We start from the raw sequence: 14,424 nt of genomic DNA on the forward strand, positions 1-14,424 counted from the left end.
GCGTGTCGTTGTAAAGCGTATTGTTGATTCAGTAACACCTGATTGACGGCAAAAAATACGAGGAATTCTCTTTAACAACACTGACATGGCGATCCGATGAACTACCAGACCCCACCGACACCACGGCGCGCACTGGGCGCCGCCCCGTTGATCGTTGCGATCCTCGCCGCTGCCGCGCTGAGCGGCTGCGGCGACAAGCAGACCGGGGCCAGCAAGCCCGGCCAGGCGATCGCCAGCGTCAACGGTGAAGAGATCACCACGATGCAGCTGAACGAAGAGCTGCAGCGCGCCAACATCGCACCGGCGCAGCAGCAGGCCGCCAGCAAGCAGCTGGTGCGCGTGCTGGTCGACCGCCAGCTGTTGCAGCACGAGGCCGAGAAGGAAAAGCTCGACCGCGATCCGAAAGTCATGCAGGCGATCGAACGCGCCAAGGCGCTGATCATCGCCCAGGCCTACATGCAGAAACACATCGGCACGCAGGCCAGGCCGACCCGCGCGGAAGTGGAAGCCTATTTCGCCGCGCACCCGGAATTCTTCAGCAAGCGCAAGGCCTTCGACATGCAGCAGCTGGTGATCGCCACGCGCGACCTGACGCCGGAAGCGCGGAAGGCCGCCGAAGCGTCCAGGTCGCTGGAAGAGATGGCGGCCTGGTTTGACGCCAACAACGTCAAGTACGCGCGCAACCGGGTGACCCGTAGCACCGCCGACATGCCGCCGGAGCTGTCGGCCAAACTGATGTCGATGCAGAACGGCCAGATCTTCGCCGTGCGCGAAGGCGAGCGCAGCCTGCTGGTATCGATTGCCGAGGTGCGCGAAGCGCCGGTCAGCGTCGATGTCGCCGCCCAGCAGATCGAACAATTCCTGATCAACAAAAAGAACAAGGAGGCCGCCGATGCCGAACTGGCGCGCCTGCGCTCGACTGCCAAAATCGCGTACCTGAACAAGGACCTGGCGCCGGATGCGGCGGCGCCGGCGGCGCCGCCGGCATTGCCGGCCGCGACCGCGGCAGGCGGCGACGCGGCCGACAAGGCGGCACTCGAGCGCGGTGTCGCCGGACTGAAGTAAACGTCAATTGAGCAACCTTAACTCCACGGAAGAGGGCACATCATGAAACGACTCGTACACTGGTTGATGGCAGGCGCCCTGGTAGCGGGCATGGGAATGGCGGGCGCCGCGGACGCCGCCGAAACCCCGCTGGGCGCGGGCGACGTGGTCAAGCTGTCGGTCTACGGCAACCCTGACCTGGCGCTCGAGACGCGCATCAGCGAAGCGGGCACCATCACCTTCCCGCTGGTCGGCCAGGTGGACATCGGCGGCCTGTCGGTCGCCGCCGCCGAAAGGAAAATCGCCGGAATGCTCGAGAAGGGCGGCTACCTGAAGAAGGCCCAGGTCAACATGATCGTCACCACCCTGCAAAGCCAGCAGGTGGCGGTGCTGGGCCATGTGAACCGTCCGGGCCGCTATCCGGTCGAAGGCAAGCGCAGCGTGCTCGACCTGCTGGCGCTGGCCGGCGGCATGGCGGCAGACGGCGGCGATTCGATCAGCCTGGTGCGCAACCGCAACGGCGCCGTCAGCAGGGAAACCATCGACATCGTGCAGATGGTGCGTTCGGGCCAGCTCGACCAGAACATGGAGGTGTCCGGCGGCGACGTGATCTACGTCGAACGGGCGCCGCGCTTCTACATCGTCGGCGAAGTCCAGCGCCCGGGCGCGTTCAGGGTCGAGCGTTCGATGACCGTGCTGCAGGCGCTGTCGGCCGGCGGCGGCCTGACCCAGCGCGGCACCGACCGCGGCATCAGGATCACCCGCAAGGATGCCAGCGGCAAGCCGGTCATGATCCAGGCGAAGCACGACGACCTGGTGCAGGTCGACGATGTGATCACGGTCAAGGAAAGCTGGTTCTAAGCTTTCTCCTGTAGAGCAGCGCAACGAGGGGCAACCATGAATGTCCACCAATTCTTGCTGATCCTGCTGGCGCGTAAAAAGCTGATCCTGGCGGTGCTGGCCGCCACGCTGCTGCTGACCCTGGGCTACAGCCTGCTCCAGGCAAAGACCTACAAGGCGACCGCCTCCGTGCTGTTGAATTACAAGGGCATCGATCCGCTGACCGGGCTGACCATGCCCGGCCAGCTGCTGCCGGGCTACATGGCCACGCAAATCGACATCATCAGCAGCAAAAACGTCGCGCTGCGCGTGGTCGACCAGCTCAAGCTGGCCAGCAGCCCGGCCGTCGTGCAGCAGTTCAACGACGCCTCCGACGGCCGCGGCACGGTGCAGGATTGGCTGGCCGAGCTGTTGCTGCGCAAGCTAGAGATCGTGCCCTCGCGCGAATCGAGCGTGCTGGAAATTTCGTTCAAGGGCGCCGACCCGACCTTCGTTGCGGCGGTGGCCAATGCCTTCGCCGATGAATACCAGAAGCTGTCGGTGCAGCTGAAAACCGAACCGATGAAAAAGGCCACCACGTATTTCGACGGCCAGACCAAGCAGCTGCGCGACAACCTCGAAGCGGCGCAGGCGCGGCTGTCGAAGTACCAGCAGGAGAAGGGCATCGTCAGCCTCGACAACAACCGGGTCGATGTCGAGCTGTCGCGCCTGAACGACCTGTCGGCCCAGATGGTGGCGTCGCAGTCGCAGTCGATCGAGGCCGGCTCGCGCGAGCGCATGGCCAACGGCGCCGGCGGCAGCTCGCCCGACGTGGCCAACAACGCGATGGTGCAGAGCCTGCGCGTCTCGCTCAGCATGGCCGAGTCGAAACTGGCCGAGATGGGCCAGCGGCTGGCGCGCAACCACCCGCAATATGTCGCCTCGAAGGCCGAAGTCGACCAGCTGCGCCGCCAGCTCAACGGCATCGTGTCGAACGTGTCCTCCAGCGTCAGCAACAACGCCGAAGTGCTGCGCCAGCGCGAGAACGAATTGCGCAGCGCGGTGGCGGCGCAAAAGATCAAGGTGCTTGAGCTTAACCGCGCGCGCGACGAGCTGGGCGTGCTGCTCAAGGACGTCGAGAGCGCCCAGCGCGCCTTCGACACCACCTCGCAGCGCCTGTCGCAGACGCGCATCGAGGGCCAGTCGGAACAGTCCGATATCTCGGTGCTCAATCCGGCCACGCCGCCGATGGCCGCGGACGGCCCGCGCGTGCTGTTCAATACGCTGGTGTCGCTGCTGCTGGGCACCATCCTCGGGGTCGCCATCGCGCTGCTGGCCGAAATGCTCAACCGTCCGATCCGCTCGCCGGGCGACCTGAAAGAGGCGCTCGGCATTCCGGTGCTCGGCACGATCGAATGGAATCCACCGCGCCGCCACGAGCGCGCGGGACTGAAGAACCTGTTGAATCCGCGCCGGTTGCGCTTGAACTAAAGGGACGGACCAGACCATGAACTCTCCAGTGCTATCGGCGGCGACGCCAGCGCCCGACCATCATCACATCTTTCCTCCGGCCGACCGTCCCGGGGGGGAGCGCCCGGCGCCCGAGACCGCCAGCATGGGGGCGATGCTGCTCGACTCGGGCAAGCTCAGCGCCGAAAACGCCGAGCGCGTGCTGCGCATGCAGAAGGAACTGGGCATCCGCTTTGGCGAAGCGGCCCAGCGCCTCGGGCTGGTCACCGAGGCGGATATCCAGCAAGTGCTGGCGCGCCAGTTCGAGTATCCCTACCTGCAGCGCGGCGAAGCCAATTTCTCGCCCAACCTGGTGGCCGCGTTCGAGCCGTTCTCGCCGCAGGTCGAAGCGCTGCGCGCGGTGCGCAGCCAGCTGATGCTGCGCTGGTTCGCGCGCGGGCGGCGCGCGCTGGCCATCGCCGGCGTGGGCGAGGGCGATGGCGTGAGCCAGTTCGCGGCCAACCTGGCGGTGGTGTTTTCGCAGCTGGGCGAACAGACCTTGCTGGTCGATGCCAACTTGCGCCATCCTTGCCAGCACGAGATCTTCGACCTGAAGGGGCGCCAGGGCTTGTCGGACCTGCTGGCCGGACGCGCCGATCTCGACGTGGTGCAGCGCATTCCTTCCTTCGTCGACCTGTCGGTGCTGCCGGCCGGCACCTTGCCGCCGAATCCGCAAGAACTGCTGGCGCGCGCCTCGTTCCGCGCCCTCAATACCCAGCTCGAGTCGCGCTACGACGTCGTGCTGTACGACGTGCCGCCGTTCTCCAAGGGCGTCGACGCGCTGGCCGTGGCCAGCCGCGCCGGCGGCGTGCTGCTGGTCGCGCGCAAGGACCGCACCCGCATCTCCAGCGTCAGCCGGATGGCCGAACAGATGGCGCAGGCCGGCGCCGAAGTGATCGGTTCGGTGGTGGTGGACTTCTGATGAGCGCGCACGTACAGCGTGGCATGCGCTTCGACCTGGAGCGCGCCCGCGCCGCGATGCCCGAGTGGCTGCCGGTCGTGGTGGGGCTGCTGGTGCTGTTCGTGCCGACCTTCCACCGCCTGGCCACCGGCGCCTGGGGCACCGAGGAACAAGGCCACGGCCCGATCATCTTCGCGCTGTTCGCCTGGCTGACCTGGCGCAAGTGGCCCGAGATGCTGGCCGCCACCAACCCTGGCGACAGCTCCTGGACCGGCTGGCCGCTGCTGGCCATCGGCTTGCTGCTGTATATGTTCGGACGCTCGCAGAACATCCTGATGCTCGAAGTGATGTCGATCGTGCTGGTGCCCGCCGCCGTGCTGCTGGTCAAGCGTGGCGCGCGCGCGCTCAAGGTGCTGTGGTTCCCGTTCTTCTTCCTGCTGTTCATGGTGCCGCTGCCGGCCGAATTTGTCGCGATGGTGACGATGCCGATGAAGATGGCGGTGTCCTACGTGACCGAGAACCTGCTGTTCATGGCCGGCTATCCGATCAGCCGTTCCGGCGTGATCCTGCAGATCGGCCAGTACCAGCTGCTGGTGGCGGACGCCTGCGCCGGCCTGCAAACCCTGCTGACCCTGGAAGCGCTGGGCCTGTTCTACCTGAACCTGGTCCGCCACCCTTCGGCGTTTCGCAACATTGCGCTGGCGGTGCTGATCATCCCGATCTCGTTCGCGGCCAACGTGATCCGCGTGATCACGCTGACCCTGATCACCTATTACTTTGGCGACGCCGCCGGCCAGGGCTTCCTGCACGGCTTTGCCGGCATGGTGCTGTTCATCACGGCGCTGGTGCTGATCCTGGGCATGGATACGCTGCTGCAGTGGATCATCCGCCGCAGGCAGGGGCCATCCGCGCCGGCGCGGGGGACGGCATGAACCGCCGCGTCCTCGCCAGCGTGGTGCTGGCCGCCGCGATGGTCAGCGCGTCGGCGCTGACGGGCGCGCTGACGCCCACCGTCAGGCTGGCCGAACAGCAGGGCAAGTTCCAGCTGGAGACGATGATCCCGGCCGCGTTCGGCGACTGGCAGGTCGACGCCTCGATCGTGCCGCTGCAGGCCGACCCCGAGCAGCAAGAGCTGCTGGAAAAAATCTACGACCAGACCTTGTCGCGCACTTACGTCGACCGCGACGGCCAGCGCGTGATGCTGTCGATCGCCTACGGCGGCGACCAGAGCCGCGCGCTGCAGATCCACCTGCCCGAAGTGTGCTACGTGGCGCAGGGCTTCGACATGCTCGACGCGCGCAACGAGTCGCTCGATACCGGGCACGGCATCGTGCCGGTCAAGCGCCTGGTCGCCAGGCAGAATGCCCGCAACGAACCGATCACGTACTGGATCACGGTCGGCGACAAGGCCATCAAGTCGGGCATCGAGCAAAAGATGCAGCGCTTCGCCTACGGGCTGTCAGGCAAGATCCCGGACGGCATGCTGGTGCGGGTGTCGACCATCGGGCCAAGCCCGGCAGCGGCCTACCGGGTGCAGGACCGCTTTATCAAGGACATGCTGGGCGTGGTCGGCGGCCGCGACCGGGTGCGCCTGATCGGGGCAGCCAGCGCCGAGCGCACGGCCGCGCGCTGATGGATTCGCTACTGCAGTATGTGTTGACCGCGCTGCCGTTCATCGTCGTGCTGGCGATGGCGCTATTGTCGGTGGTGGGCATCGGGATCGGCCTGGTGCAGCCGCGCATGCTGGCCTACGCCTATCTCGGCGTGTTCTTCCTGTTTAACTCCTCGACCTACGGCAACCTCGCCCTGATGTCCGGCGGGAATATCTACGGCCGCGGTTCCGGCTTGCTGTATTTCCCGCTGCTGCTGTGGTACCTGCTGGGCGCCTGGTGCTGCGCGCGCGTGGCGGCCACGTTTTCGCGCCAGCCGGTGCAGCCCTGCAACCTGATTCCCTGGTTCTGGGGCTGGGCCGCGCTGCTGGCGCTGCACGTGGTGACCGCCTTTTTCCTCGACGTCAAGCTGCGCGACGCGCTGGCGCCGTCGGGATTCTCCAACATCGTGTGGATGGCGCCGCTGATTTCCCTGCTGCTGCTGTCGTTCCGCACGCGCGCCCATGTGATCGAGCTGTCGCGCTTCGTGATGCTGATGGGCCTGGGGCGGGCCAGCTACGGCCTGGCGCGCTGGGCCCTCGGCGGCGGTGACCCGAACAATGTCTACGCGAACATGAACGCGATCAAGATCAAGCTGACCTTCTTCGACATCAACGACAGCCTGCTGTGCGCGATCGCCCTGGCGATCGCCGCGGTCAACCTGTTCCAGGTCGGCCAGGCCCATGGGTCGCGCTGGTGGCGCAGCGTCGAGTGGGCCACCGTGCTCGCCACCAGCGCCTGCATCGTGCTGTCGTACCGCCGCACCGCCTGGATCGGACTGCTGCTGGCGCTGGTCGTCGTCGCCTTGCGCTTCCCGCTGGCGCGGCGCACCCAAATGCTGCTGTTCGGGCTGCCGGCCGCCGGCGCCGCCGTGCTGTTCGTCGCGATCCGGCGCCTGTCGCAGACCAAGGGCGCCACCGGCGGCGGCATCGAGCGCTTCTTCTACGACATGGGCTCGCGCCGCTTCGGCGCCGAAAGCGAGCGGGTGCTGGAACTGAAGTACGCGCTGGCCGATTTCTTGTCGAACCCGATCACCGGCATCGGCTCGTGGGGCCGGTACACCGGCTTTCATCGGATCAGCTGGCAGTCCGGCCCCGACGGCGGCACCTTCATCCACAGCGGGGTGCTGCACCTGACGCTCAAGAGCGGCCTGCTGGGGCTGGCGCTGTTCCTCGGCCTGGCGTTCGCCTTCTATGCGTTCACGCGGCGCGCGCTGCGCCAGCTGCCGCCCGAGCTGGTCGGCCTGGGTACCGCCGGGCTGGCCGGCATCGCCTTCATGCTGCCCGACTTCCTGATCGGCACCCCCGTGCCGCAGCTGCGCACCACCCAGCTGCTGGCGTTCTGCATGGCGCTGCCGTATCTCGCGATGGCCGGCACAGCGGCGGCGAAGACGGCGCCGGCGGCCGCGCCGCTGCGCTTCGGCGGCGCCGGGCTGGTGAGGCAATGAGGGCCGCGCCCTTCGACAGCAGGCAACCGCCATGAACCTGCGCCTGATGCGTAACGCGATGTCGAACCTGATGGGCGCGGTGGTGCCGGCGCTGGTCGCGCTGGGCACCGTGCCGCTGGTCGTCAAGGGGCTGGGCGAGGCCGGCTACGGCATGTATTCGCTGGTCACGGCGATCGTCGGCTACTTCGCCGTGATCGACATCAACGTCACTGCCGGCTCGGTCAAGTTCATCGCCGAGCACAATGCGCGCGCGGACCGCGACAAGATCAACCAGACCCTGTTCTTCGGCATCATCGTGTACGCGCTGATAGGTTTGCTGGGCGGACTCGGCCTGTTCTTCGGCGCCAGCTATTTCATCAACGACGTGTTTGCCGTGCCGCCGGCCCTCGTGCCCGAAGCGCTCGCCACCTTGCGGCTGGCCGCGCTTGGCTTCTTGCTCGGCCAGCTGCAGACCTACCTGCAAAGCGTCCCGCAGGCGCTGATGCGCTACGACATCTCCAGCCGCATCGAAATGGTCTTCGGAACGCTGGTGCCCCTGCTGACGGTCGCGGTGCTGATGCTCGGCTACGGGCTGTTCGAAGTGGTCCTGCTGCGCGTGGCCGCCAGCGGCGTCCATTGCCTGATCCTGTGGCGCGCGATCCGCAGCTTGCTGCCGGCGCTGGCGTTCCGCTGGGCCGGCGCGCAGGTGCGCCGCGAACTGCTGGGCTTTAGCGCGTACTCGTTCCTGTCGCGCTTCGCCTCGCTGTCCTACGCCCATGCCGACAAGCTGATCATCGGCGCGCTGGTCGGCGTCACCGGACTGGCCTATTTCACCGTCGCCGCCACCCTGGCCAACCGCATCCTCGGCCTGACCTACCGGCTGTCGGGGGTGCTGTTTCCGGCGGCCAGCGCGCTGGCCGCCGGCGGCGAGTTCGAGCGCCTGAACCGCCTGTACCTGACCGCCAACCGCTACGTGGTGTTCCTCAACGCGGCGATCCTGGTGCTGGTCGCGGTATTCGCCGAACCGGTCCTGCGTTACTGGATGAACCCCGATTTCGCCCGCAACGGCGCGCTGGTGCTGGCCGTGATGGCGATGTCGCAGTTCATCGACTCGCTGACCAGCCTGCCATCCCTGGTCAACGACGGCATGGGGCACCCGCGCGTGTCGGGCCTGTTCGCGGTTGCGCGCGCCTGCACCGGGCTGGTGATCGTCTATCTCGGCGTGCGCCTGGGCGGCATCGATGGCGCCGCCTGGGCCCACCTGGCCGCGTCGGTGCTGTTCACCATCGCCTTCCTGGGTTTCGTCCACGGCCGCACCGTGCGCACCTCGCTGCGCGACTTGCTGGTGCACAGCTATTTCCCGGCCCTGACCGGGGTTTCCGCCATCGCGCTGGGCGCGCACCTGCTGGGCGAGCGGCTGGCGCCGACCGTGTCGAATTTCGCCTGGCTGCTGATGGCCACCATGGCGCTGCTGTTTGCGCACGGCATGCTGTTCGTCATCGAGCGCGGCGACCGCGAGGCCGCCTGGCGCAAGCTCAAGAAGGCGCTCGGCCACACGCGGGGGAAGCCGGCTTGAAGATCCTGATGGTGTCCGAAGACTTGCCCGGCGCGCAGATCGGCGGGCTGGGCAAGCACGTCGTGACCTTGTCCAACAGCCTGATTGCGCAGGGGCACCACGTCGACATCCTGGGCCGCAACGACCGCGGCCCCGGCGCCGGCGCGGCCCAGATCGGCTTCCACGGACGCCTGATCCCCGGCTTCGACTACGCGCGCCCGGGCTGGAAGGAATTGCAGCTCGGCGTCTTCAATCCGCTCAAGCGGCCTTACTTCGCCACCAAGATCGCCCGCGCCATCGATGACCATGCCGGCGGCTACGATGTGGTGCACTACCACGGCCACTTGCCGATGACCGGGTTGTACCTGCAGCCGGGCATCAATTTCGTGCAGACCCGCCACGACCAGGGCAGCGAATGCCTGACCCACCTGCGTTTCCGCGCCGGCGCGGTATGCACGACGGTCGTTGCGCAAGATTGCTCGGCATGTATTTCCGCCAGCGCCGGGCCGATCCGCAAGTCGGTCACGGCGCTGGCCGTACGCGGCTACCGCGGCGGCGCCGCCGCCTCGTTCGGGCGCCAGAAGACCATCTTCGTGTCCGAGTTCCTGCGCCGCCAGTTCCTGCGCGCGGTGCCTGGCGCCGACCTGTCGCACAGCCGCGTGATCCACAACTTCATCGACTATGCGCGCCTGGCGCGCCACAGCCGCGCCGCCGCGGGCGACGTCAACCGGGGACAGGTGATGCTGGTCGGGCGCATCGACGCCGGCAAGGGTTTCGCCGAGTTCCTCGCCGAAGCGGCGCCGCGGCTGCCGCCGCACGCGCAGCTGCTGATCGTCGGCGACGGCCCCGGGCGCGCGGCGCTGGCCGCGGCATACGCCAGGCCCGCCATCCGCTTCCTCGGCTGGAAAGAATACGACGAGGCCATCGCGCTGGCGGTGCGCAGCCAGGTGTGCGTGGTGCCGTCGGTATGCGAAGAGGCGTGCAGCACCACCGTGCTGGAAGCGCTGGCGCTGGGCAAGGCCTGCCTGGCGCTGGCGCGCGGCGGCACCCCCGAATTGGCCGGCTACCAGCGTTATCCCGGACAGCTGCAACTGGGCGCGACCATGCGCGAACTGGTTGACAAGCTGCTGCTCCAGCTGGCCGCCGCGCCGCTGGTGCTGGCGCCGGCGCAGTCGTTCGGCGCCGATGCCCTGCAAGTGATTCCGACACTACTGGATTTCTATGCTGAATAAACCCACCTTCACCATCGTCACCTGCACCTGGAACAGCGCCGCCACGCTGGGCGACACGCTCGCGTCGGTGGCGGCCCAGACCTGGCAAGACGTCGAGCATATCTTTGTCGACGGCGGCTCCACCGACGCCACGCTCGACCTGATCGACGCTTATCCTGGCAACAAGCGGTTGTTGCGCGACGTCCAGGGCGGCATCAGCCACGCCATGAACGAGGGCATCCGCCACGCCAGCGGCGACTACATCGCGCACCTTCACTCGGACGACTACTACTTTTGCAGCGATGTGCTTGCCACCGTGGCGGAACGCTTCGCCGTCGACAAGGTCGACTGGCTGTTCGGCAACATCCGGGTGCTGAAGGAGGGCGTGCTGCACCGGCCGCACCCGATGCACCCGTTCAGCTACCGCGCGCTGGCCGCCGGCAAGGCTTTCGTGCCGCATCCGGCGGTGTTCGTGCGCAAGGCCGCCTTCGACCGGGTAGGGCTGTTCGACGAACGCCTGACGTACGCGATGGACATCGACTTGTGGCTGCGGCTGGGCGCGCTCGCCCGGCCGTCGATGGTGGGGCGCACCTTCACGGTGTTCCGCGACCACGCCGGCAGCCTGTCGTCGGCCAACCGGATCAAGGCGCGCCAGGAAGAGTTCAGCGTGCGCCGCCGCCATCTTGGCAAGGCGCCGCTGGCCTTCGGCGTGTACTGCCTGCGCTACCTGAAACGCATGCGCCAGTTACGGCAGGAGGCATAGTACTGGGTGAATTGTTAAATATCTGTTCAATATCTTAAGCTTGGCGGCGCGACGATCTTGCTGTTTTTTGATCAATTGACAGGCAGTCAAAGGGTGTTGCGTAGGCGCGGAAACCTTGCATAATCATGGGCTTGAATGAGAAAATTGCCTCACTGAAATTTATTTTGCGGTACTATGACTCCAGGCTAAAGCGGACTCGGCGATTTAACAATCGCGTACAGTGGATCGTGCGCCGCAGCGAACCCGCAGCATGTCATTTTTATCGGAGTTAGTTTCATGAAACATCATTCGCACCGAATCGTCCGCGCCGCCGCCATCGCCGCACTGCTCGGCGCCAGCCTCACGGCGCGCGCCGACTGGGCCCAGTCAGCCGACCCGCTGGTGATCCAGGCCGCGCCGCGCGACTACCAGATCCAGCCGCAAAACCCGCCTGGTTTCACCTGGGCCCGCCATCCGGCCGGTCCGGCCCAGTACGAGATCGAAATCCTGGCCCAGGGCTCGGCCACGCCGATCCGCGCCATCGTCGACCGCAACTGGTTCCTGCCGACCAAGGCGCTGGCGCAGGGCAACTACACCTGGCGCGTGCGTCCGGCCACCTCGAACGACTGGTCGGCCCAGCGCCCGTTCTCGATCACCGCGCGCTCGACCGTCTTCGAAGTGCCCGACAATGCCACGCTGCGCGCGCGCATCCTGGCCAAGCCGCGCCCGCGCTCGCTGCCCCATACCGTGACCCCGTTCTCGACCTGGAACACGGCCAAGAAGACCGACCTGGAGGCGTACTCGAGCCGCCTGGCCAATGAAGTCAAGCTGCAGATCACCGCGCTGCCGCTGTTGTCGGACAACCGCTGGCCGCTGGTCATCACCTCGCCGCTGACGGCGGCAATGGCGGCCCAGCAGACCGACATTCGCCAGCGCATCAATGAAGCGAGCCGCCAGCTGGAAGCGGCCGCGCTGGTCTACCGCATCAAGGGCGACAAGATGTTCCTCGATGAAGCGCTGCGCAAGGGCGACCAGCTCGCCGCGCTCAACCTCAAGGGCCCGACCAGCTATGTCAACCAGGACCAGGCCACGCGCCAGATCGCGCTGTCCTTGATCAAGGCGGTCGACATCCTGGCCGGCAACCTCGACGCCACCCGCAAGGCCAGGTGGCTGTCCACCGTCACGCTGCGCTCGAACGAGATCTATGCCAACCTGGCGGGCGACAACGGCCGCCTCGACCAGTACCCGTTCGACTCGCACGCCAACACCAGCCTGGTGTTCATGGTGCTGATCTCGAGCCTGTCGCTGGGCGATATTCCCGATGCCCAGAAGTGGTTCGACTTCTCGTTCCGCGCCTACGCCAACAGCCCGTCGCCATGGAGCGGACCGGAAGGCGGCTACGCCAACGGCACCGCCTACGCCGAATACACGGCCGGCTACCTGGTCGCGCTGTGGGACCCGCTGTCGCAGGCGACCGGCGTCAACTTCTACGCCAAGCCCTGGACCCTGGGCTTCCTCGACTTCGCCACCCAGTTCACGCCGCCTGGCTCGAACAAGCACTCGTTTGGCGACGGTTCCGAGCAAAAGCCCGACACCCGCGTGTTCCGCGCCTTCGCCTCGCGCCTGGTCTCGCCGCGCGCGGCCTGGTACGTCAAGGGCCTGGGCGGCCTGGAAGATTCGCTCAGCCTGCTGCAAGCGCCGTATCCGCTGCCGGTTGCCCACACCAGTTTCCTGTCGCCGCCGTCGAACTCCGCCTACTACCCGAGCATCGGCTGGGCGGCGATGCACAGCGACATCGGTTCATCCGGCCGCACCTCGGTGTACTTCAAGTCCAGCCCGTACGGCTCGTTCAACCATAGCCACGGCGACCAGAACGCCTTCCTGCTGTCGGTCGCCGGCCAGCCGCTGCTGACCAAGGCCGGCTGGTACGACTGGTACGGCTCGCCGTACTGGAAGGACTGGTACCACCAGAGCAAGTCGCAGAACACGATCACCTTCGACAACGGCGTCGGCCAGCTGGTCGACGGCTATCGCGAGACCTTGCAGCGCAACGGCCGCATCACCGGCTTCGCCGCCCAGCCGACCTACGACTTCGCCGAGGGCGACGCCCAGCTGGCCTACGGCCCGCAGCTGACCCAGGCCAAGCGCCAGCTGTGGTACCTGCGCAACCAGAACGCCGTGGTCATCCGCGACAAGCTCAGCTCGGCAGTTGCGCGCAAGTATGAATTCAACATGCATGCGCCGATCGCCTTCGTCGTCGAGGATGCCAAGAACGTCAAGGTGGCGATCAACGGCCAGTCGGTGTGCGTGCGTTCGCTGGGCGGCGCGGCGTGGGAAAAGCGCATCGGCGCGGCGCCCAAGCCAGGTACCGTGGAAGACCACGGCGCCTTCGTGCAGGCCGGCGCCGCCACCGTGCTGACCGAGTTCCTGGTGGTGCTCGACGTCGGCTGCAAACGCCCGGCGATGAGCGTCACCACCAACGGCAGCGGCGCCTCGGCCACGCGCACGGTGACGGTTGGGGCGCAGTCGATTACGCTCAATTAAGGTAACATCGTCGACGCCGGGTGCGCCCGGTGCTGGCGGGAACATTGTCCTTCCGTCCGCGCTTGCGCTAACGGGAGGACATTTTTTTTGCCCAGGGATGCCATGCGTTTGCGATGCCGATGAAACAGGTCATCCTGATCCACGCCCACAAGGACCTCGGCCAGCTCAATGCGCTGGTAGGGCAGCTGGCGCACGACGGCTTGATCCTGTACGTCCATGTCGACGCCAAGTCGGCGCTCGATGTGGCGCGCATCGACCCGCGCGCGCGCCAGGTCCGCCGGCGCATCGCGGTGCACTGGGGCGACTGGAGCCAGGTGCGTGCCACCCTCAACTCGCTGGCCGAGATCGTCGCCGCCGTGCCGGCGTTCGACAAGGTCGTGTTCATCAGCGCCCAGGATTACCCCTTGCTGTCGAACGAGGCCCTGATCGCCGCGCTCGACGCGGCGCGCGGCAGCGAACTGCTCGAATGCGCGGCGATCGGGCCGCAGGGCTGGGCGTGCCAGGAGCGCTACCAGTACTTCCACTGGCCGCGCGGCGGGCGCCTCGCCAGGCTTGCCGGCAAGCTGTTGCTGCGATCGATGCGCGCGCTCGGCTGGCGCCGCGCGATGGCCGCCGGCATGCGTCCGTTCGGCGGCTCGTGCTGGTGGGCGCTCAGCCGCCCATGCATCGAGATGATCCTCCAGCGCATCCAGGCGCAGCCGTCTATCGAGGCGTACTTCCGCACCGTGGCCTGTCCCGACGAAATGTTTTTCCAGACCCTGGTGATGGATTCGCCGTTCGCGTCCCGCGTCGTCTCCAACAATTTCCGCTTCATCCGCTGGCCCGACGGCGGGGCGCGCAACCCGAAGATCCTCGACGCCGGCGACTTCGACGAGATTGCCCGCTCCGGCGCGCAGTTCTGCCGCAAGCTCGACGCCGCCGGCAGCGCCGGCCTGCTGCCGCTGCTGGAGCGCTTGCGGCAAGACCGTAATTAGTTCCGCACGCGCCGTCCGGCACGACTGAGCCAGCGCAAGCCCGGCAAGCC

At 66.9% G+C, this 14,424-nt stretch carries 12 protein-coding genes; all 12 read left to right on the forward strand.

Annotation, left to right across the window (positions count from 1 at the left end; translation table 11 throughout):
- Positions 1-96: 96 nt before the first annotated feature.
- The 12 genes from I4X03_RS06070 to I4X03_RS06125 all read left to right on the forward strand — a co-directional run bounded on the left by I4X03_RS06070 (position 97) and on the right by I4X03_RS06125 (position 14,374).
- Entirely contained in the window at positions 97-1,065 is a 969-nt protein-coding gene (locus I4X03_RS06070) for an EpsD family peptidyl-prolyl cis-trans isomerase (protein ID WP_223467132.1), read from the forward strand.
- A gap of 42 nt (positions 1,066-1,107) precedes the next feature.
- Positions 1,108-1,905: a polysaccharide export protein EpsE gene (epsE, locus tag I4X03_RS06075; RefSeq protein ID WP_223467134.1), complete on the forward strand. Its 798-nt coding sequence runs from the start codon at positions 1,108-1,110 to the stop codon at positions 1,903-1,905.
- A gap of 36 nt (positions 1,906-1,941) precedes the next feature.
- Positions 1,942-3,354, forward strand: coding sequence for a chain length determinant protein EpsF (epsF, locus tag I4X03_RS06080; protein ID WP_223467136.1), 1,413 nt, complete (start codon positions 1,942-1,944; stop codon positions 3,352-3,354).
- Positions 3,355-3,478: 124 nt separating this feature from the next.
- A complete protein-coding gene (gene epsG / locus I4X03_RS06085; RefSeq protein ID WP_223467581.1) occupies positions 3,479-4,294 on the forward strand; it encodes a chain length determinant protein tyrosine kinase EpsG in 816 nt (271 codons plus the stop codon).
- On the forward strand, positions 4,294-5,205 hold the full coding sequence (gene xrtB, locus I4X03_RS06090; RefSeq protein ID WP_223467138.1) for an exosortase B: 912 nt from the start codon (positions 4,294-4,296) through the stop codon (positions 5,203-5,205). Before epsG ends, xrtB begins: the two co-directional genes overlap by 1 nt.
- Positions 5,202-5,906 (forward strand): exosortase-associated protein EpsI, B-type, encoded by a 705-nt coding sequence (epsI, locus tag I4X03_RS06095; RefSeq protein WP_223467140.1) that lies wholly within the window; start codon positions 5,202-5,204, stop codon positions 5,904-5,906. The genes xrtB and epsI overlap by 4 nt, the downstream gene beginning before the upstream one ends.
- Positions 5,906-7,369: an O-antigen ligase family protein gene (locus I4X03_RS06100; protein ID WP_223467142.1), complete on the forward strand. Its 1,464-nt coding sequence runs from the start codon at positions 5,906-5,908 to the stop codon at positions 7,367-7,369. The genes epsI and I4X03_RS06100 overlap by 1 nt, the downstream gene beginning before the upstream one ends.
- A 31-nt stretch (positions 7,370-7,400) precedes the next feature.
- Positions 7,401-8,924: an oligosaccharide flippase family protein gene (locus I4X03_RS06105; RefSeq protein WP_223467144.1), complete on the forward strand. Its 1,524-nt coding sequence runs from the start codon at positions 7,401-7,403 to the stop codon at positions 8,922-8,924.
- Positions 8,921-10,135, forward strand: coding sequence for a glycosyltransferase family 4 protein (locus I4X03_RS06110; protein WP_223467146.1), 1,215 nt, complete (start codon positions 8,921-8,923; stop codon positions 10,133-10,135). Before I4X03_RS06105 ends, I4X03_RS06110 begins: the two co-directional genes overlap by 4 nt.
- On the forward strand, positions 10,125-10,877 hold the full coding sequence (locus I4X03_RS06115; protein WP_223467148.1) for a glycosyltransferase family 2 protein: 753 nt from the start codon (positions 10,125-10,127) through the stop codon (positions 10,875-10,877). Before I4X03_RS06110 ends, I4X03_RS06115 begins: the two co-directional genes overlap by 11 nt.
- 276 nt (positions 10,878-11,153) lie before the next feature.
- On the forward strand, positions 11,154-13,400 hold the full coding sequence (locus I4X03_RS06120; protein ID WP_223467150.1) for a heparinase II/III domain-containing protein: 2,247 nt from the start codon (positions 11,154-11,156) through the stop codon (positions 13,398-13,400).
- A gap of 119 nt (positions 13,401-13,519) precedes the next feature.
- On the forward strand, positions 13,520-14,374 hold the full coding sequence (locus tag I4X03_RS06125) for a beta-1,6-N-acetylglucosaminyltransferase (protein ID WP_223467152.1): 855 nt from the start codon (positions 13,520-13,522) through the stop codon (positions 14,372-14,374).
- Positions 14,375-14,424: the final 50 nt, after the last annotated feature.

This window comes from Massilia soli (genome assembly GCF_016809835.1).
Classification (GTDB): domain Bacteria; phylum Pseudomonadota; class Gammaproteobacteria; order Burkholderiales; family Burkholderiaceae_D; genus Telluria_A; species Telluria_A soli.